The 21,428-nt window shown below is 31.4% G+C and carries 16 protein-coding genes; 5 read left to right on the top strand and 11 right to left on the bottom strand.

Features of this window, described 5'->3' with window-relative positions:
- Positions 1-10 precede the first annotated feature (10 nt).
- The 4 genes from PNO30_RS06280 to PNO30_RS06265 all read left to right on the top strand — a co-directional run bounded on the left by PNO30_RS06280 (position 11) and on the right by PNO30_RS06265 (position 3,159).
- A complete protein-coding gene (locus PNO30_RS06280) occupies positions 11-745 on the top strand; it encodes an ATP-binding cassette domain-containing protein (protein WP_271987569.1) in 735 nt (244 codons plus the stop codon).
- Positions 738-1,409, top strand: coding sequence for a methionine ABC transporter permease (locus tag PNO30_RS06275; protein WP_271964588.1), 672 nt, complete (start codon positions 738-740; stop codon positions 1,407-1,409). The genes PNO30_RS06280 and PNO30_RS06275 overlap by 8 nt, the downstream gene beginning before the upstream one ends.
- Positions 1,410-1,413: 4 nt before the next feature.
- The gene (locus tag PNO30_RS06270) at positions 1,414-2,238 is read left to right on the top strand and encodes a MetQ/NlpA family ABC transporter substrate-binding protein (RefSeq protein ID WP_271964587.1); all 825 of its coding nucleotides are present in this window, start codon (positions 1,414-1,416) and stop codon (positions 2,236-2,238) included.
- Between the two features lie 90 nt (positions 2,239-2,328).
- Entirely contained in the window at positions 2,329-3,159 is an 831-nt protein-coding gene (locus PNO30_RS06265; protein ID WP_271987568.1) for a MetQ/NlpA family ABC transporter substrate-binding protein, read from the top strand.
- Positions 3,160-3,609: 450 nt separating this feature from the next.
- Here the strand turns inward: PNO30_RS06265 and PNO30_RS06260 are convergent, their stop codons facing one another.
- Genes PNO30_RS06260 through malQ form a run of 4 tightly spaced genes read right to left on the bottom strand, consistent with a single transcriptional unit; the run spans position 3,610 to position 9,785 of the window.
- On the bottom strand, positions 3,610-5,196 hold the full coding sequence (locus tag PNO30_RS06260; RefSeq protein WP_271987567.1) for an alpha-glucoside-specific PTS transporter subunit IIBC: 1,587 nt from the start codon (positions 5,194-5,196) through the stop codon (positions 3,610-3,612).
- An 18-nt stretch (positions 5,197-5,214) separates the two neighbouring features.
- Complete coding sequence (locus tag PNO30_RS06255; protein ID WP_271964584.1) at positions 5,215-6,009, bottom strand: endonuclease/exonuclease/phosphatase family protein; 795 nt, start codon at positions 6,007-6,009, stop codon at positions 5,215-5,217.
- Positions 6,010-6,034: 25 nt separating this feature from the next.
- Positions 6,035-8,293: a glycogen/starch/alpha-glucan family phosphorylase gene (gene glgP, locus PNO30_RS06250; RefSeq protein WP_271987566.1), complete on the bottom strand. Its 2,259-nt coding sequence runs from the start codon at positions 8,291-8,293 to the stop codon at positions 6,035-6,037.
- 1 nt (position 8,294) lies between these two features.
- Entirely contained in the window at positions 8,295-9,785 is a 1,491-nt protein-coding gene (malQ, locus tag PNO30_RS06245) for a 4-alpha-glucanotransferase (protein ID WP_271964582.1), read from the bottom strand.
- Positions 9,786-10,036: 251 nt separating this feature from the next.
- Here malQ and PNO30_RS06240 point away from each other — a divergent pair, with 251 nt between their 5' ends.
- On the top strand, positions 10,037-10,744 hold the full coding sequence (locus tag PNO30_RS06240; RefSeq protein ID WP_271964581.1) for a UTRA domain-containing protein: 708 nt from the start codon (positions 10,037-10,039) through the stop codon (positions 10,742-10,744).
- 204 nt (positions 10,745-10,948) lie between these two features.
- Here the strand turns inward: PNO30_RS06240 and PNO30_RS06235 are convergent, their stop codons facing one another.
- From PNO30_RS06235 to PNO30_RS06205, 7 genes are all read right to left on the bottom strand, one after another.
- Positions 10,949-12,298, bottom strand: a complete 1,350-nt coding sequence (locus PNO30_RS06235) for a glucose-6-phosphate isomerase (RefSeq protein ID WP_271964580.1) — start codon at positions 12,296-12,298, stop codon at positions 10,949-10,951.
- Between the two features lie 22 nt (positions 12,299-12,320).
- Positions 12,321-13,304 (bottom strand): gluconeogenesis factor YvcK family protein, encoded by a 984-nt coding sequence (locus PNO30_RS06230; RefSeq protein WP_271987565.1) that lies wholly within the window; start codon positions 13,302-13,304, stop codon positions 12,321-12,323.
- Positions 13,305-13,308: 4 nt separating this feature from the next.
- On the bottom strand, positions 13,309-14,169 hold the full coding sequence (rapZ, locus tag PNO30_RS06225) for an RNase adapter RapZ (protein WP_271987563.1): 861 nt from the start codon (positions 14,167-14,169) through the stop codon (positions 13,309-13,311).
- Positions 14,170-14,352: 183 nt separating this feature from the next.
- On the bottom strand, positions 14,353-16,911 hold the full coding sequence (locus PNO30_RS06220) for a transglycosylase domain-containing protein (RefSeq protein WP_271987562.1): 2,559 nt from the start codon (positions 16,909-16,911) through the stop codon (positions 14,353-14,355).
- Between the two features lie 367 nt (positions 16,912-17,278).
- Positions 17,279-19,915 (bottom strand): pyruvate, phosphate dikinase, encoded by a 2,637-nt coding sequence (gene ppdK / locus PNO30_RS06215; protein WP_271987561.1) that lies wholly within the window; start codon positions 19,913-19,915, stop codon positions 17,279-17,281.
- 53 nt (positions 19,916-19,968) lie between these two features.
- Complete coding sequence (locus PNO30_RS06210) at positions 19,969-20,778, bottom strand: pyruvate, water dikinase regulatory protein (protein WP_003146682.1); 810 nt, start codon at positions 20,776-20,778, stop codon at positions 19,969-19,971.
- Position 20,779: 1 nt separating this feature from the next.
- Positions 20,780-21,397 carry a CBS domain-containing protein gene (locus tag PNO30_RS06205; protein ID WP_003146683.1) on the bottom strand — a complete coding sequence of 206 codons (618 nt, stop codon included), beginning with the start codon at positions 21,395-21,397 and terminating at the stop codon, positions 20,780-20,782.
- Positions 21,398-21,428 lie beyond the last annotated feature (31 nt).

Below are 21,428 nucleotides of genomic sequence, written 5' to 3'. Positions count from 1 at the left end.
GAGGTATATTATGATAGTTCAATTAAAAAACGTATCAAAACAATATAAAGACGCTAACTTCAAACTAGAAAATATATCATTTGATATTAATAAAAAAGAAGTTATTGGAATTATCGGTAGAAATGGTACAGGTAAAAGTACAATTCTTAAAATGATTAATGGTATTGTTTCATATGATAGCGGAGATATTCTTTATAAAAACTCTTCTATTAAAAATATGGATGCAAGTACCCTTAGAAATACAAGAAAAAATCTAGCCTATATATTCCAACACTCTAATCTTATTGATAACAAAAGCGTATATTATCATTTGAGTTTAGTGTACAAATTAAATAAGGTTTCTGTTGATAAAAAGAAAATAGATGATATTCTTGAATTCATGAATATCACAAGACTTAAAAATAGTCTTTGTGGGAGCCTAAGTGGTGGAGAACAACAAAAAGTTGCTATCGCTATGGCACTGTTACAAGAACCAGAAGTTCTACTTTGTGATGAAATCAGTTCAGCATTAGATACTAATAGTGAAAAAGAAATATTTGCACTATTAAATAAATTGCGTACAACAACTGACATTTCAATAGTTATGATTTCTCACAGTTTATCATTACTTAAGAACTTTTGTGATCGTGTAGTAGTTATTGATGATTCTACAATTAAAGATATTGTCGTACCTAATAAAAATGCAAAAGACGATTACGACAGTAATTACTATAACTACGTAAAGGAGTTTTTATTAAATGATTGATTTATTTAAAGCCAATTACGATGGTATTATGAAAGCATTTTGGGAAACAAACTATATGATGCTTTACTCAATGTTAACAGTATTTTTCATTTCCCTACCATTAGGTATTATGCTTTTTGCTTTCAGTCGTGATTATTTATTAAAAAATAGAGCAGTTTATGAAGGACTTAGCATTTCTCTTAATGCCCTACGTAGTGTTCCATTTCTAATTTTTGTGTTCATATTAATCCCTGTAAATAGATTTCTATTTAAAACATCTTTTGGAAATATTGCAGCAATCTTGCCTCTTACACTAGTTGGTGTAAGTATTTATGCTCGATTTGTTGAACAAGCATTAATTAATGTTCCTAAAAAAATTGTAGATAGAGCTATAAGTATGGGAGCTACTAAAATTCAAATTATTAGATACTTCTTATTACCTGCTACAATGGATAACTTAATCTTATCATTCACCTATACTACTATTAGTTTACTAGCTTATACTACTGTAATGGGTGTAATTGGAGCTGGTGGTCTTGGAGAATTTGCCTTTAGATATGGGTATCAGGAATACAATTATGATCTAATGTATTTAATAGTAATAATATTTATTATATATGTATTTATTATTCAATCTATAGGTTATGGATTAGCTAAACGTTTTACAAACAAGAAGGAGAAATAGATTAATGAAGAAAGTATTATCTATTGTTGCTAGCCTACTAGCGCTTGTGCTTGTGTTAACAGCATGTTCAAGTAAAACTAGCGATAAAAAAGAAGAAAAAAAAGAAGACAAGACTATTAAAGTTGCTGCTCATGTCCCACCATTTACTGATATGTTAGAATTAGTTAAAGAAGATTTACAAAAAGAAGGATACACTCTTGAAATTGTAAAAGTATCTGATAATGTTCAAGCTAACGTTGCTTTAGCAAACAAAGAAGTCGATGCTAACTTCTTTCAACACGAACCATTCATGAAACAATACAATGAAAAAAATAAAACTAACTTAGTTGCTGTGGCGAAAGTTTATAATTCTATTCCAGCATTCTACTCAAAAACTGTCAAAAACATAAAAGATCTTAAAGATGGTGCTGATGTAGCTATTCCATCTGATGCATCAAACATGGCTCGTGCATTAAGATTATTAGCTCACGGTGGATTAATTACATTAAATGATCCAAACAGCTATAACGTTACTGTAAAAGACATTAAAGATAATCCAAAACATCTTAAATTTACAGAAGTTGGGCTTTTAAACTTAAGTGATGCATATGCAGAAAAAGATTTAGTTTTCAACTACCCAACTTATATTGCTAAATTAAACCTTACACCAATGAAAGATGGACTTCTAATGGAAGACAAAGCTGACTTTACATACGCTGGTGTACTTGCAGCTCGTGAAGATAACAAAGACGACGCTAAAATTCAAGCAGTTAAAAAAGCTTTAACTAGTCAAAAAGTTAAAGACTTCCTACAAAAGAATTTCGAAGGTAAAGCTACTGCAGCTTTCTAATAAATATATATTATTACTAATCCAAAATCTATAAATACAATCAACAACCTTACCTCTAAATAAAAAATATACTTAATAGGAGATAAAATAATGAAGAAAATAATTTCATTTATTGCTAGCTTAACAGCATTATTATTAGTTTTAACAGCTTGTTCAAGCAAAACTGAAACTAAAAAAGAAGAGAAGAAAGAACCTGTTACTGTAAAAGTAGCTTCTCACACTTCTCCAATGACAGACATGTTAGAAATGATCAAAGATGATCTTAAAAAAGAAGGTTACAACTTAGAAATCGTTAAAGTTTCTGATAACGTTCAAGCTAACGTTGCATTAAACAATAAAGAAGTTGATGCTAACTTCTTCCAACACAGACCATTCATGGAACAATTTAACAAAAAAAATAATGCTCATCTTGTAGCTATTCAACCAATTTACAACGCGACTGTATCATTCTACTCAAAAACTCTTAAAGATATCAAAGATCTTAAAGATGGTGCTGATGTAGCTATCCCTTCAGATCCAACAAACTTAGCTCGTGCTTTACGTTTATTAGATCACGCTAAAGTTATTACTCTTAAAGATCCAAATAGCTTTACAGTAACAGAAGCAGATATCAAAGATAATCCAAAACACCTTAAATTTACTAAAGTAAGCTTACTAAACCTTAACGAAGCATACAATGAAAAAGATTTAGTATTTAACTACCCAACTTACATCTCTAAATTAGGATTAACTCCTGACAAAAATGGTCTAGCTTTTGAAAAAGAAGGAGACTCAACATTCGCTGTCTCACTTGTTGCTCGTGAAGATAACAAAGACGATGCTAAAGTTCAAGCAGTTAAAAAAGCATTAGCAAGTGAAAAAATTAAAGATTACATCAACAAAGAACTTAAACCAAAAGGACACGCTACTCCAGCGTTCTAATATATAGTGAAAATACTTGGTAGACATTGTTTACCAAGTATTTTTTTATCTCAATTATTATTACCAGCTTCTTTTAAATAATATAACTATTAGTCTTAAAACACATACATCACTATTTAACTAGTAACTACTTATACCTAAAATATGGGAGTGACTCAAAATCGTGATTTCGAAGAAGTCGATTTTGTAGAGTCGCCTCCACACAGTTTATTAGATATCAAAAAAGCTTTTATAAAGCAAATTTAGATATTAATAAACCACTGCATCTTTAAATTTTCATATAAACCTTGTTAAAATTTAGGACTTTTGGATCATCCCCGATTAGTAAATTTAGATTTTAAACTTATTGAACTAATACTATTTAGTTTATAGTTCTCTAAAATCTAAATATTAATATACAAAAAAAGAAACTGACTTTTACGTCAATTTCTTTTTTCTGTCATAATAGGCTTATTTGTGTAATTCTTTTTCGAAAGCTTCTCTAACTTGTCCTACAGAGAATCCGATGATTACTTGAATAGCTTTACCGTTACGAGCAACTCCAAGAGCTCCAGAACGTTTTAAGAATTCATCACCTTTAACTAGGCTTTCGTCTTTAACGTTAACACGTAGTCTTGTTACACAGTTAGTAACGTCTACGATGTTGTCTTTACCACCTAAACCTTCAAGAATGATAAGAGCTTGATCATCGTGAGTAGCTGCATCATCTTTAACTTCTGGTTTAGCTGCTTCTTTACCTTTTTCACGGTACTCTTGTTTAGAGTAAAGTTTAGTTTCAGCATCATCTGCTTCACGTCCAGGTGTGTTTAATTGGAATTTAAGGATTAAGAATCTAAATACTAAGAAGTAGATTACAGAGAATACTAATCCAATTCCGATTTGAATGAACATTTGTGAAGAGTGGTTTTTGAACATTGGTAACCAGTTAAGAGCTAAGAAGTCGATTAATCCACTTCCGAAGTTACCTACAACTCCAAATTGATACATAGTTGCTGACATTAATGCACCTAATACTGCGTGAGTAGCGAATAATACTGGTGCTGCGAATAAGAATGTGAACTCGATTGGTTCAGTGATCCCTGTTAAGAAACCAGTAAGTGCTGCTGGGATTAATAACCCTGCTACAACTTTTTTCTTGCTGTCTTTAGCTGTTACATACATAGCTAAAGCTGCTGCTGGTAATCCAAATACTTTTGAGTTACCGTGCAATGAGAATCCACCTTGAGGGAATAACTCTTTTAATGGAGTTGAGCTTTGAGAGAACTCGTGAATGTGTTGTACCCAGTAAGCTGTGATTCCATTTTCTACTACTGCTGGTCCAAACATGAATGGCCCATAGATGAAGTGGTGTAATCCTGTTGGGATTAAAATTCTTTCTAGGAATGTGTAAGTGAATACTCCCGCAACTCCTGATACTTTTAAGAATCCTTGTAAAGCAGCAATTCCTAATTGAACTTTTGGCCATAATAGAGCTGTTAAGAAAGCAGCTGGAATCATGATAAGGAATCCTACTAAGATTACGAATGTTGATCCTTGGAAAATTCCTAATAATTCAGGAAGTTTTTTATCGAAGTATTTGTTGTGAATCCATACTGAGATAGATGCAATAACGATAGATCCAATGATTGAAGTATCTAAAGTAATTGCTCCAGCGATTCTTGTAATACCTGTAGGTAATTTAAGGGCAGGCGTTACATCTACACCAAAGAATTTGAATTGAGTTAAGAATCCGTTGATGAAGTAGTTATAAACCATGTAGATTAAGAACGCTTCTAATGCTGCACGACCATTTGCTTTTTTAGCAAGACCGATTGGAATACCAAGTGCGAATACTACTGGCATTTGGTTAAAGATAGTCCATCCTCCTTGCTCTACTACGAACCAGAAGTTGTACCAAAGAGTACCTTCTGTCGCGATGCTCCCTACTAGGTTAGGGTTTTTTAAGATTGAAGTTAATCCAACTACTAATCCGAAGAATGCGAATAAAATAGATGGCATTAACATCGCGCCTCCAAAGCGCTGAATTTTTTGTAACATAACATTTTTCCTCCTTTTTTATTTTTCTGCTAATGTTACTTCTAAGCCATTATGATCAGAAATAATTGGATAATTTTCATCATTAAATATAACAAAACTTTCTTTTACATCTAATTTTCTATTAATAAATACATAATCCAATTTTTTCTGACACATAGAATCTTCCCAACCACTTATATTTTTATATACGGTAACTCCCCCGTCTTTTTTCTCGGCTAATTCATAAGTATCATATAACCCTTTATCAAGTATTCTCTTATAATCGTCTACTTGATGGAAATAATCTGTATTGAAATCTCCCATGAAAACTTTAAGATTATTGTTATCTGTATAATTAATTAGGTTGCTAAGATTTTGATCTATGTCTTCCCCTTTACAAGTTGGCAAATTCATATGACAACTGTAAAATTCTACGATCTCATCATTTATTTTAAGATCGACTTTTAAAATTTTTCTTGATTCGATAGAAGTTACGGTTTGTTGTGCCGTACAGTAAAAATCCTCTACGGCAACAACTTCACCTTTAGCGAGTATTGCTAAACCTTCTTCGAATTTATCAAATCCTATGTGAGAATAAGTCCAGTAGTAACTGTATCCTTCTTCTCCATATTCTCTAATTTTATCTAGTAATAATTTTCCGAAGTTATCTTCTTTTATTCCTTGGTAAACATCTGCACTATTAATCAATTGATTTACTTCTTGCATGGCAACAACATCGTATTTTTTCTCCACAATAGTTTTTGCCAAGATATTTAATTTTTCAAGTTGATTTTCTTCTAACCAACTATGTACATTAATCGTTAATAGTTTCATGCTATGTTCCCCACTTCTTTATTTATTATTTTTTGTTCCAAATATCTTCGTTGTATTGAGCTATAGTACGGTCAGATGAGAAGAATCCAGCTTTTGCAATATTCGCAATAACTTTTTTCAGCCATAATTCACGGTTTTCGTAATCTGCTAACATTTCTTCTTTCTTAGCGTAATATTCTTCAAAGTCAATAAGTGTCATGAACCAGTCTTTGTTAAGTAGTTCATTGTATAATCTTTCTAATCTTTCTTTATTTCCTAGTTTAACTAAGTCTTTAGAAACGATGAAGTCTACAACTTCTTTAACACCATCTTTTTCATAGTATTCTTTAGACACATATCCTGCAGTTTCGTAAAGTTTGATAATTTCATCACTTTCTTTACCGAAGATGTAGATATTTTCACGTCCAACTAACTCATCGATTTCCACGTTTGCTCCATCTAGAGTTCCTAATGTTAGAGCTCCGTTTAACATGAATTTCATGTTACCAGTTCCACTTGCTTCTTTAGAAGCTAATGAGATTTGTTCAGAGATATCAGTTGCTGGAATTAATTTTTCTGCAACACTTACATTATAGTTTTCAACTAAGAATACGTTTAAGTATTTGTTAACTTCTGGATCATTGTTAATTAATTCTGATAGACATAGAATTAAGTGAATGATATCTTGAGCTATAATATATGCTGGTGCTGCTTTACCACCGAAGAATACTGTAATTTTTCTTTCAGGTAATTTACCATTTTTGATATCTAAGTATTTTTTGATTACATATAAAGCGTTCATTTGTTGACGTTTATATTCGTGGAATCTCTTGATTTGAGTATCAATAATACTATTTTCGTCTAATTCAATACCTTGAGTTTCTTTTAGGTATTCTTTAAGAACTAGTTTGTTCTCGTGTTTAATTTCTTCTAATTTCGCTGCTACTTCTTTACTATCAACAAATGCTAGTAATTTTTCTAATTTAGTTGCATCAGTTAAGTACTCATCACCAATTAGTTCTTTTAAGTAGGCTGCTAATGGTCTGTTAGAAAATTCTAACCAACGTCTGAATGTAATACCATTAGTTTTGTTATTAAATTTCTCTGGATATAATTCATAGAAGTGTTTTAATTCAGAGTTTTTAAGAATTTCAGTGTGTAAGTATGCAACCCCGTTTACACTGTTAGAGAAGTGAATATCCATGTTTGCCATGTGTACTCTATCGTCTTTATCGATGATTTGAATATCTTCACCTTCATATTTTTCTCTAATAACAGCATCTAATTGTTTGATGATTGTTACTAAGTGTGGCACTACTTCTTCTAAGTATGCTAATGGCCATTTTTCTAATGCCTCAGCTAAGATAGTGTGGTTAGTGTAACCAGTCATTTTTTGAACAATTGTGTATGCTTCTTCAAATTCAATTCCGTGTTTTTCAGTTAGTAAACGAATTAATTCAGGAATTACCATACTTGGGTGAGTATCGTTAATTTGAACATATGCATATTCGTATAAGTCGTGAACATTACTTCCTTTAGCAATTGCTTCATCTAAAATCAGTTGAGCAGCATTTGATACCATGAAGTATTGTTGGTAAATACGTAGTAATTCACCATTTTTATCACTATCATCTGGATACAAGAATAATGTTAAGTTTTTCGCAATTTCAGTTTTATCAAATGAAATTCCTTTTTCAATGATACTGCTATCAATTGAATCAATATCGAATAGGTTTAGATAGTTTTTAGTATCTTTTTTGTATCCTAATACATCAATTCTTTTTAATGTTGAAGTTAGGTTGAAGTTTTTGAAAGGTACTGTATATTTAACATCAGTATCTCTTAGCCATGAATCATCTTCAATCCAGAAGTTTGGCTCAGCATGTTGTTCATTTTTAACAAACACTTGTCTGAATAAACCACAGTGGTAGTTTAATCCAACTCCATCACCAGTGATTCCTAATGATGAAATTGAGTCGATGAAGCATGATGCTAAACGTCCAAGACCACCGTTACCTAATGAAGGTTCTAATTCAGCTTCTTCTACATCACTAAGACGTTTGTTAGCAGCTTTTAATTCTTTTTCAATTTCTTCATAAATACCTAAGTTGATTAAGTTGTTTGATAAAAGTTTACCAATTAAAAATTCAGCTGAAATATAGTAAACTTTTTTCTTATCACTATTTAAAGCTTTTTTGTCAGCTTCATCTTTAACATAGTTTAATAATTGTTTATAAATTTCTTTGTTTTCTAATGTACTAAGTTCTTTATTTGTTTTATCCAATACATATTTAGTGAATGTCATTTTATGCCCTCTCTCTTGAATATCTTACTGTAATATTTTTTAAAAATTCTTTTCTCTCTTCTGTTAAATCTTCTGCAAGCATTCTCCACTCCCAGTTTCCTCCAACTGTTGATGGAACATTCATTCTGCTTGTTGCATCTTTATCTAATAAATCTTGCATTGTTACGATTGCATAATCACTTACTGAAGAGTATATTCCTCTAATCATCGCTTCAGTAATTGTTTCATCATTACGGCGATTTAAGTATTCAGAAACTAGTTCTTGTTCTGACTCACTCAATTTCTCATACCATCCATTAACTACATCATTATCATGTGTTCCTGTGTAAGCAACACTATTTTGAGTATAGTGATGTGGACGATCTAGATTATCATCACCTGGGAAAGCAAATTGAAGAATCTTCATTCCAGGATATCCAGAATCATCTAATAATTTTTCTGCTTTCTCATCAATAAATCCAAGATTTTCTGCGATAATTGGTAAATCACCTAATTGTTCTTTAATTTTTTGGAATAATTCAATTCCTGGACCAGCTTCCCAAGTACCATTTACTGCATTTTCAGCATCTTTATCAATTTGCCAAAAATCAGAGAATCCTTTGAAGTGATCTATACGAAGTACATCATAGATTTTAAAACTTTCTTGTACTCGATAAATCCACCATGAGAAACCTTGTTCTTTGTGTTTTTCCCAATCGTAAATTGGATTACCCCAAAGTTGTCCAGTTGGACTGAAGTCATCTGCAGGACATCCAGCTACATAAAGTGGTTCATTGTTATCATCAACTTTAAATAATTCTGGCATTGTCCACATTTCAACACTATCAGCACTTACATAGATTGGCATGTCACCAATGATTTTAACTCCTTTACCATTAGCATATTCTTTTAATGCTAACCATTGTTTAAAGAAAAAGTATTGTGTAACTGTGTAGTATCTTATGCTATCTTGAAGCTCCGTACGATATTTTTCTCGTGCGGCTTTTTCACCTTTTTTAATATCTTCATCCCAGTGAATAAAACTTTGATATCCGAAACTTTCTTTAATTGCCATATATTCAGCATAATCAGCTAACCAACTTGAGTTGTCTTTTTCGAATTCTTCTATCTCAGCTAATACATTGCTATATTTTGCAGTGTTAGCAACAGCTTTTTCTAAAATTGGTCTTCTAACTTCAAATAATAAAGCATAATCTATTTTTTCAGGATTTTCTCCAAAGTTAACATTTGAGTAATCACTTTCTTCTAATAATCCTTCTTCTTTTAATAAAGAAAAATCGATTAGGTTTAAATTCCCTGCTACAGCTGAGAAACTTTGATAAGGTGAATCCCCATAACTTGTAGTTGTTAATGGTAAAATTTGCCAATATGTTTGTTTTGTTTCTTCTAAGAAATCAACGAAATCATATGCGCTTTTACCAAAAGTTCCTATACCAAACTCACCTGGTAATGATGTGATATGCATCAATACACCACTTGAACGTTTTGTCATTCTATTTCCCTCCGTCATACTTTTAACTTGTATTTACAAAATAAGTTTTTATAACTTAACAATAATTATTATAATAAAACACTTTCATTTTGTCAATGACATTTATGTAATTCTTTTTATTTTTTTCTACAACATATACGTAAATGTTACAATATGTATGTAAGATGTACTTAACCCTTGCAATTCTTATCAACTACATTTATAATTAAATAGGTAATTTTTAAAAGGAGAACAGTAAAGGTAAATCATATATGAGTAAATACAAAAAGGTCTATAATGATCTCAAGGAAAAAATAGATACTCGTTTTTATAAGCGTAATACAGAACTACCAAGTGAAAATGAGTTAGTAAAAGAATACGGTTATTCAAAAGATACTATTAGAAAAGCTTTGTCTTTATTAGAAATTAATGGTTATATCCAAAAGATTAAAGGTAAAAATTCTTTAATTCTTGGACACGGAAGAATAAAAAATAATTATTTAGGAAATATTAAAACTTCTTCTGAATTAAACATCGACGGAAAGTACGAAATTAAGACTACACTAGAGTCACTTTATATTATTCAAGGCGAAAAGAAAATAATGGATATTTTTAGTGCAGATGAGAATAATGATTTTTATAGAGTTAGTCGTAGTAGAACGATCAACGGCGAAAAATTAGAGTATGAGGTATCATATTTCGATAGAAGTCTTGTTCCATTTATTAATAAAGAAATTGCAGAATCATCTATTTACAAATACTTAGAAAAAGAATTAGGATTAAATATAACGCACTCACGACGTCAAATATCATTTAGATACGCTACAGATGAAGAAAAACAATATATGGACCTTGGTGAATACAATATGGTAGCTGTTGTTGAAAGTATCACTTATTTGTCCAATGGAAACATACTACAATATGGAATACTTTCATATAGACCAGATAAGTTCACATTTGTAACAATGGCCAAAAGATAAAGAAGACTCATAAATTACGATTTTATTTGAATCTAATTTATAGAGTCGTTTTCTTTTTGTTTTTAATTTTAAACTTACTGTTTTAGTTGTAGCTTGCGACACCTCCATACTTAAAATATTTGATAGTAAAATTTAATTATTAAACATTAACAAAAAACTGATAAAGGAAAATTATTCCTCTATCAGTTTTTAATTTATTCAAGATTATTTTAATCTTTCTTCTAATTCTGCTTTTAATTCTTCGAATCCAGGTTTTCCAAGAAGTGCGAACATATTTTTCTTATATGCTTCTACTCCTGGTTGGTCAAATGGATTTAATCCTTGCATGTATCCAGAAATACCTACAGCTTTTTCGAAGAAGTATACTAAGTATCCGAATGTGAACTCACTCATATCAGGAAGTTCTACTACAAAGTTAGGTACCCCTCCATCTGTGTGAGCAAGAAGTGTTCCTTCAAATGCTTTAGTGTTTACGAAATCCATAGTTTTTCCAGCTAAATAGTTTAATCCATCAAGATTGTTATCAGCTTCTTTAAGCTCGATATCTTTGTTTGGAGATTTAACTTTTAAGATAGTTTCTAATAGAACACGACGTCCTTCTTGAACATATTGTCCCATAGAGTGAAGGTCTGTTGAGAAGCAAACACTTGATGGATATAATGCTTTTCCATCTTTACCTTCAGATTCACCGTAAAGTTGTTTCCACCATTCGTTGAAGTAAACCATTGATGGTTCGTAAGATACAAGAATCTCAATTAATTTACCTTTTTGTTGTAAGATATTACGCATTACAGCATATTGGTAAGCAATATTTTTGCTTAAATCTGGTGTTGATAATTCATCTTGAGCTAATTTGGCACCAGCCATCATTTTATCAATATCAACTCCACTTACAGCAATTGGAAGTAATCCTACAGCAGTAAGAACTGTGAAACGTCCACCTACATCATCAGGTACTACAAATGTTTCATATCCTTCATCATCTGCTAATGATTTTAATGCTCCACGAGCTCTGTCAGTTGTAGCGAAGATTCTTTCTTTAGCTCCTTCTTTACCATATTTTTCTTCAAGTAATTCTTTGAAAATACGGAATGCAATAGCAGGCTCTGTAGTTGTTCCTGATTTAGAGATTACATTTACAGAGAAATCTTTTCCTGTAGTTTTTAAGTAATTTACTAATTCTTGAGTATAAGTTGATGAAATTGTGTGACCTACGAAGAAGATTTTTGGAGTTTTTCTTCCTTCTTCATAGAAGTTATAGAAACTATCATTTAGCATTTCAATCGCTGCACGAGCTCCAAGGTATGAACCTCCAATACCGATAACAACTAGTACATCTGAATTGCTTTGAATTTTTTTACTAGCTTCTTTAATTCTAGCAAACTCTTCTTTATCGTAGTTAGTTGGTAATTCTAACCATCCTAGGAAATCATTTCCTATTCCAGTTTTATTGTGTAATTGATCATGTGCAACTTTCACATAACCTTCCATATTTTTTACTTCTTGTTCGTTAAAGAAGTTTAGTGCTTTCGAATAATCAAAATTTAAGTGCATTTTTGTTCTCCTTTTTTTATTTTCATCTTTTATTATAAATCATTGTTGGCTTGTCGTCTATAATATAATCGTAAATTAATTCAGAAACTTTTTCTGCATTATGTCTAATCGTGTTATTATCAACGATTCCGATGTCATTATTTTTTATCAATTTAATTCCAAGTTCTTCTATTTTTTCTTGATCGATTTTGACCGGTTCTTGTTTTTCTTTGTGATATTTCGATAAAATACTATCACCAAACTCACGAGAATTAGCAATAACCAAATCAAAAATATTCTCTCCAACATGTTTATTGATAGCTGTAATGTGTTCAGAAACTGTATAATTATCAGTCTCTCCATGCTGAGTCATGACATTACAAACATATATTTTCTTAGCTTTACTTTCTCTAATCTTATCAGAAACCTGAGAAATTACTAAATTGGGAATAATCGATGTATACAAACTACCTGGCCCCATTATAATATAATCCGCCTCTTCGATAGCTCTTAACACATCTTCATTAGGTTTTACCCTAGAAGGTGTAATATAAACATGATCTATCTCTCCACCAGCTTCAGTAATTGAAGATTCTCCTCTTATAATTTCACCTGTAGAAAGTACAGCGTTTAAAGTCGCTATATCATTGGTTGTCGGTAATACCGTTCCACGAACATTTAAAATTCTACTCATAACTTTTACTGCAGTTGAAAAATCTCCATGAATATCTGTCATTGCAGCAATCATTAAATTACCTACCGGATGACCCTTAACTTCACCACTATCAAATCGATATTGGAACATTTTTTCTAGATACGGCTCTACATCAGATAATGCAGCAATAACATTTCTAATATCTCCTGGTGATGGAATATTCATATCACTTCTTATCTTCCCTGAACTACCACCATCGTCAGCTACCGTTACTACCGCAGTTATATCAAGAGGATATTTTTTCAACCCTCTTAAAAGAACAGATAACCCTGTTCCTCCACCTATAGTGACTACTCTAATTTTAGTTCTCATCTTTCTACCTACCCTTGTTAATGTCGCGATGTTCTAGATAAACTCTATAGCCAAGTTTCGAGATATCTTCATGTAATTTCCTCGCTATACTCACCGAGCGATGTTTACCACCAGTGCATCCAACAGCAATTGCGACCTTGTCCCTTCCTTCATATTGATACTTATCTACCATGTAAGTCATTAATTCTAGATATTTATCATAAAATTCCTTAGTGACTTCATCATCAAAAACATAATCAAATACTTCACTATCTTGTCCAGTTTTTTCCCTAAGTTCATTTATATAAAATGGATTCCTTAAAAATCGTACATCTACAATGTTATCCGCATCTATAGGTATACCATATTTATATCCAAAACTAGAAATTGTAATATGATAACTATCTTTTTTCTCAATACCAAAATCTTCTAAAATTTTCTTTTTAAGGTCTTTAACGGTTGTATTTGTAGTATCATAAATATAATTCGCTATACCTTTAATAGCATCCATATCTTTTCTTTCTTGAGTAATTCCTTCTAGAAGACTAAATTCACTAGACAAAGGATGATTTTTTCTAGTTTCTTTATATCTATTTACTAATACTTGATCTTCACTATCTAAAAATATTATACGAACATCAAAATATTCATTTTGTTGTATTTTTTTTAATACTTCTTTTAAATCAACAAACAAAAGCTTGCTTCTAATATCTATGCTTATAGCTGTTTTATCTATTTCTTTTTCTTCAATAATTCTTAGAAAATCTTCTACAACAAGTCCCGGTAAATTATCTGTACAAAAATATCCTTGATTTTCAAAGACCTCTAACGCTGTATTTTTTCCTGCTCCACTTATTCCTGTAATTATAACTAATTTTTTCTTCATAGCTTCACATCCGTCTTTATAATAATATAAGTTTTATGGAATGATTTTTTTCAGTTTAACAAAGAATAAATAAACTGCTCCATTTCTATATTGTACACCATTTCTAAATATTTGTGTAGTATTTTAAAATTATAAAAAATAAACCTACCGTACAGATTTCCTGTACAGTAGATTTATTACTAATTATCTATTGCCTCTACTAGCGTTGTTATTATTGTTAGCTCCTGAATTCCTTACACCAGGTTGTACTCCATTAGAGTTGCCTCCTCGTGATTGGGAATTACCGTTGTTACCATTCTGTTGACCATTTTGATTTGATAAATTACTATTGTTATCTTCAGAATTATTTCCATTACGATTATTATCATCGTTGCTGTTATTACCGTTGTTATTATTGTTATTTCTATCTTTATCTTTATCTTTTTCTTCTTGATTACGTTTATTTTGTTCTTCAATTTCTCGACGTTCACTATCAGAAATAACTTTAACTCCACCGTTTATAGATCCAACGTTTTCTGGGACTTTAAATCCTTTAGGTGGGTGAATACGCACTATATTTTGCATATTAATTCTATATAATGCTTGAGTTTTCTGCGTATCTTCTTGAGTCATATACTTCGTCGGCCCATCAATTGCATCAAATCCTTGCCATACAGCCATCGTGTAATTACTAGTATATCCAATTGTCCAAGAATCTTTAGAATAATTATCTATATCAAAATTATACTTTTGAGCTTCTCCTTCACCGAATGTAGTTGTACCTGTCTTAACAGCCATATCAGCTCCACTAATACGAGCAAACGAAGCCGTACCATTTACTACATTTCTTAACATTGAAGTCATAATGTACGCAGTTGATTCTTTAATAACACGTTTTCTGTCATCTTTACTGAAGCTCTTCACTTCAGAACCTTCACTATCATAAACTTTTTTGATAGCTTTTGGTGTTGCATAATATCCACCATTACTAAACGGAACATATGCTCCTGCCATTTGTAATGGCGAGAATCCATCTCCACTTCCTCCAATTGGAGTAGTAATAGAATTATCCTTGATATCCATACCCACATTATTTGCATATTGTTTTACTCTATCGAAACCAACTTCTTGATATGTTTTAATAGCTGGAATATTATATGACCAAACTAATGCGTTATTTATTGTAATATTACCGTGGAATTGTCTATCCCAGTTTTGAATTTGAGATCCCTGAATTTTCGAGTCATTAACCGTATGATCAGAACCCCAATTTAGATATTCTACAGCAGGTCCATAAGCTAGTATTGGTTTAATTGATGAACCGGGTTGTAACTTAGCTTGCGTTGCAATATTAAATCCATGGAAGGTCTGTTTTTTACCTCCATAAAGAGCGGCTATACCACTATTTTCGTTATTCAGTACAACCATAGCCACATTACTTGCTTGTTTTATTCCTGCATAGTTAGCATTTACACTTTCTGTTAAAGTATCTTGAATTTTTGAATCAAAGTTAGTATAAATTTTAAGACCTAAGTTTAATACGTCACCTTCATAATCTTTAAATTCTTTACTATTTTTTAATTCATTTACAATTTGATTCATATATGAAGTATATTTTGAATCAAATTCACTTGATAATAATACACGTTCACTTTCGTCACGTTCTATTAATCCATCTAATACATTAGTTTTTTGAGCTGCTGTTGATTCTGCTTCTGAGATTTTCCCATGGTATTGCATTAAATACAATACAGTGTCACGACGAGCTTTAGCCGCTTCAGGATTATCATATGGATTATATGTATTAGGATGCTGAGGTAACCCCGCTAAAAGCGCCATCTGCGAAAGAGTTAATTGATTTAACTCTTTTCCAAAATAGTACTTAGAAGCTGTTTTTAATCCATATACTCCATCTGAATAATAGATTCTATTTACATACATAGTAAATATAGATTCTTTATCGTAGTTTTGTTCAAGTTTATATGCAAGATATGCTTCTTGAACTTTACGCTTCATACTCTTATTATCGTCTAAGAATGTTCTCTTAATTAACTGTTGAGAAATTGTTGACGCACCTTGAGATCCAAACCCACTTGTAAGGTTTGAAAATACCGCTCCTACTAAACGTCTAAAATCGACTGCTCCATGTTCGAAAAATCTATTATCCTCTGTCGCTAAGATTGCATCTTGCATTTTTGTCGGGATGTCTGATGTATTTAAATTTTCACCAATCTGGTTCCCTAATTTTGCCACCTCATTATTATTAACATCATAAACGATTGTTCTTGAGTTATTATCTAGTATCTTAGAGTCAAATGCAGGTGCTTGATAAATCCAGAATACACATAGTAAGAATAGTGATATAATAGCAACACTTGCTGCATATAACCCATATCTCAATATTTTCATCCATAAAGTTTTATTGGATTTTTTAGAATTTGGATTACTAATTCTATTTGGACCTAATGGCCGTCTAGGCCCTCCTGGTTTACCAGTTCTTGCTGATTGTTGAGCATTTCTCGGTCTAACAGGTGGTACTCCTTGTCCTTGATTAGCATTACCTGCTCTTTGTTGTTGATTGGAAGGTCCTGCGTTCTGTGCATTTCTTCTCATTACTTCTTCATTTGTTAATGGTCTTCTTTGTTGCCCATTATTTGTTGGATTATTATTCCCTCTAGATATATATCCACCTGGCATAACACTCTTTCTTTCCTGAGAGTGTCTATCTCTTCTCGATAACCGACTATTATTATTTTCTGCCATAGTATATCCTCTCTTTTTCAATATTTAAACTTTCATTTAACTTTCATTTTGATTTGAACCCTTTTTTCGATATAAAATGGTACAATATACTACATTAATTTTAATGTATAATGAAAAAAAAATCAATTTACTTTGTATAATATTAACTATTATTTAATATTTTTGTAATATTTACAAAGACTTTATAATTATAATTCAGTTAATTAAGACATAATTTAAATCTTTAACCCACATATTTTCTTATACTAAAAAAATAAAGGGTAATTCATTAAGAATCACCCTCATATTCTGCTAATATAATCATTAATTATTATAGCAAAGTCTTAGTAGATAAATTACTAAAAACCTCTATTTCTTCTTTAACATTTTACTTAGTTAACGCTACTTCTATATCGCTAATGGCTACTTTAGCGGCTGCAATTCTTGCGATAATAACTCGATATGGTGAACAAGAAACATAACCTAAACCAATTTTTGAACAAAGTAGAATTGATTTTTCATCTCCCCCATGTTCACCACAAATTCCTAGTTTAATATTTGGTTTTACAGCTTTTGCTTTATTGACAGCAATCTTCATTAACTCTAGTACTCCACTCTCATCTAAATGAACAAATGGATCTGACTCTAAGATATTTTTTTTCTTATAGATATCGATAAATTTCTCAGCGTCGTCTCTTGAATAACCAAATGTTAATTGTGTTAAGTCATTTGTTCCGAAACTGAAGAAATCTGCATGTTCAGCAATCTTATCAGCTACTACACAAGCTCGTGGTATTTCAATCATAGTTCCTACTTTATAATTAAAGTCCGCATTGTATAACTGTATTTCTTTTTCAACTAATTCAACTATTTGCTCACGTAGAACTACAAGTTCTTTTTCTAAACCTACTAACGGAATCATAATTTCTACATTAACTTCAATTCCTTCTTTACGTGCTCTAATCGCTGCTGAACTGATCGCTTTTGCCTGCATTAAATAAATTTCTGGAAATGTTATTCCTAGACGGCAACCACGGTGTCCCATCATAGGGTTGAACTCAGCAATACTAGCAATTTTTGCTTCTAATTGACTAACACTTACACCTATTTCCTCAGCAATAACTTTTACAGTTTTTTCATCTTTCGGTAAGAATTCATGAAGTGGTGGATCTAGTAATCTTATGTTAACAGATTTACCTTTCGCTTCTTTAAAAATTTTATAGAAATCATCACTTTGAATTGGTTGTAATCTATCTAAGAATCTAATTCTTTCATTTGTATCTGATGCTAGTATCATTTTTCTAACTAAACTAATTCTATCTTCTTCAAAGAACATATGTTCTGTTCTACATAATCCAATTCCTTCAGCTCCAAACTCGAAAGCAACTTTTGCATCAACTTCATTATCAGCATTTGCTAATACTTTTAGACTTCTAATTTCATCCGCCCATCCTAAGAGCTTATTGAATCTATCGCTGAATCTAGCATCTATTTTATCAACTTCACCCAGATAAACCTTACCACTGCTTCCATCAACAGAGATTACATCTCCTTCTTTTAATGTAATTCCAGCAATTTTTAAAGTTTTTTCGTCATAATTAATAATCATGTTTTGGCAACCACATACGCAGCATTTACCCATTCCACGTGCAACTACCGCAGCATGTGATGTCATACCTCCACGTAGAGTTACAATGGCTTCTGAGCTAACCATTCCTTCAATATCTTCAGGTGATGTTTCTTCTCTTACTAATACAACCGGTTTTGTTTTAGCCGCTTCAACCGCTTCATGAGCAGTAAAATAAATTGCTCCCACTGCCGCTCCTGGTGAGGCCGCTAATCCTTGAGTTAATTGTTGTGCTTGTTTCAATGATTTTTCTTCAAATGTAGAATGAAGAAGTTTGTTAATTTCTTCTGTACCTACTCTTAAAATAGCCTCTTCCTTACTAATAACACCTTCTTCTACTAATGAAACTGCAACTTCGACAACAGCATTTGGAGTTCTCTTAGCATTTCTTGTTTGAAGAATATATAATTTACCATCTTCAATAGTAAACTCAATATCTTGCATATCTTTATAGTGTCCTTCTAATTTTTTAGAAAGTTCCACAAATTCTTTATATAAATGTGGCATATCTTCAGCTAGCACACTAATATTTTTCGGAGTTCTAATTCCCGCAACTACATCTTCCCCTTGTGCATTAATTAAATATTCTCCGAATAGTTCATCTTCACCAGTTACAGGGTTTCTACTAAATGATACTCCAGTACCACAATTGTCTCCCATATTCCCGAAAACCATGGCTTGGATATTTACAGCAGTCCCTAGTTTATCACTAATATTATGAAGTCTTCTATATACTTTAGCACGATTATTATTCCAAGATTTAAATACCGCTTCGATAGCTAGCATAAGTTGTTCCTTCACACTCATCGGAAATTCACGTCCTACTTCTTTTTTGTAGATTTCTTTGAACTCTTCAACAACTTTAAATAAATCTTTTTCATTCATATCGCTATCTTGTTCATAGCCATTTTCATTTTTTACTCGTGTTAATACTTCTTCAAATTTATATTTCTCTACATCCATTACTACATCAGAGAACATTTGAATAAATCTTCTATAACTATCATAAGCAAAACGATAATTATTATTTTTCTTAGCTAAGGCAATAGTTGTTTCATCATTCAATCCTAAATTTAAAATTGTATCCATCATTCCAGGCATTGAAAATACAGCACCACTTCGTACAGAAACTAATAACGGATTTTCTATACTTCCCAACTCTTTACCTATATTTTTTTCTAATATTTCTAATTGTTCATTAATTTGTTTTAAAATCTCAGGTTTAATTCGTTCCCCATTTTCATAATAACTATTACAGCTTTCTGTAGTAATAGTAAAACCAGGTGGTACATTAATCCCTAATCCCTTCATTTCTGCAAGATTTGCACCTTTACCCCCAAGTAAAGATCTCATATCTTTATTTCCTTCACTGAAATTATAAACATATTTTTTTGTCATTTTAAAATTCCCCCATCACATTTTTGTTACAGTATATAATTATTTATTAAATGTTAAACTTCTAAGCCGCGTTCTCTCATTATCCCAATTATCAACTCTGCAGTTTCCTCAATAGCTTTATTTTGAACATCTATTATCGGACAACCAATTTTCCCCATAATTTCTAACGCGTACTCTAATTCTTCAAATATTTGGATTTCATCTGTATAATCAGTATTTCCATCCACTCCTAAAGTTTTTAATCTTTCTTCCCTCAACTTATTAAGTTGTTCTACTGAATTTGTTAAACCAATAATCTTTCTTTTTACTTCATATAATTGCTCTGGTAGTATTAAATCTTGAACAATAGGGACATTCATAACTTTAATGTTTCTATTTGCTAGATATAAACTTAATGGTGTTTTAGACGTTCTTGATACCCCCAAAATAACAATATCCGCCTCTTTAAGACCATTAATATCTTTTCCATCATCATACTTCACAGCAAATTCCAATGCATCAACCCTTTTGAAGTACTCAGTTCCCATTTTTCTGTTTAAACCTGGATTCCCTTCAGATTTTATTCCAAGTTTATCTTCAAAAGTGTTTAGCATTTCACTTAACAGATCTATAACTTTTATATTTTTTTCTAACCCTTTTTTCTTTACGTATTCAGCTAAGGTACTATCTACCAATGTTTGAACTATTACATCCCCATCATTTACATTCGACATAATACAATCTATTTTTTCTATCGTACAAACATTGGAATTCTTCAATACCTTATAATCAGCTTTCCCATAAGAGAACTGCACTAACGCTGCATCTACAACATCTTTTGCGGTATTTCCTATCGAATCTGAAATTATATGTACAGTTAACATATTATCCCTCCAGTATTTCCAATAATAATTTAATTAATGTAGTTTTTGAAATTTTTCCAACGATCACCTTGCCGCCATCCTCATCTCTTACAACAGGCAAGCAGTCAATTTCATGTAAAATTAACTTCCTTAAGGCATCACTAACTAATTCATCTTCATATATGTATATTACATTTGGTACACGTGTCATCGCTAGTACTATTGGAAGATTTTGACCATCAGCATTTCTTGATAATTTCAACATATCTTTTCTAGATGTTACACCTGCGAGGTGATTATTCTCATCGACAATAAAGATTGTTCCTACATCATATATAAATAATTTAGATAATACATCTGAGAAATTCGCTGTACTTTTAGCCGTTATTGCTATCCCCATAACATCTTTAACTAATTTATTTTTTATTTCTTCACGTTGTTCTCCTGGTGAAAAGTTATAATTGTAATAGTATCCTACATTAGGCTTTGCTTCTAAGATTTCTAGCATTCCTAATACTGCCAAATCATTTCTTAAAGTAGATTTCCCCAAAGATAACTTCTCTGCTATCTCATCACTTGTAATTGGCTCATAATTTTTTACTATTTCAATTATAGCTTTATGTCTCTCAGTAAGTTTCATTGTTCCTCCTTCTTGTATTATATTTTTTATT

Source organism: Gemella haemolysans, from assembly GCF_028308085.1.
Lineage (GTDB): Bacteria > Bacillota > Bacilli > Staphylococcales > Gemellaceae > Gemella > Gemella haemolysans_D.
This window is presented reverse-complemented; position numbering and strand designations above follow the sequence as displayed.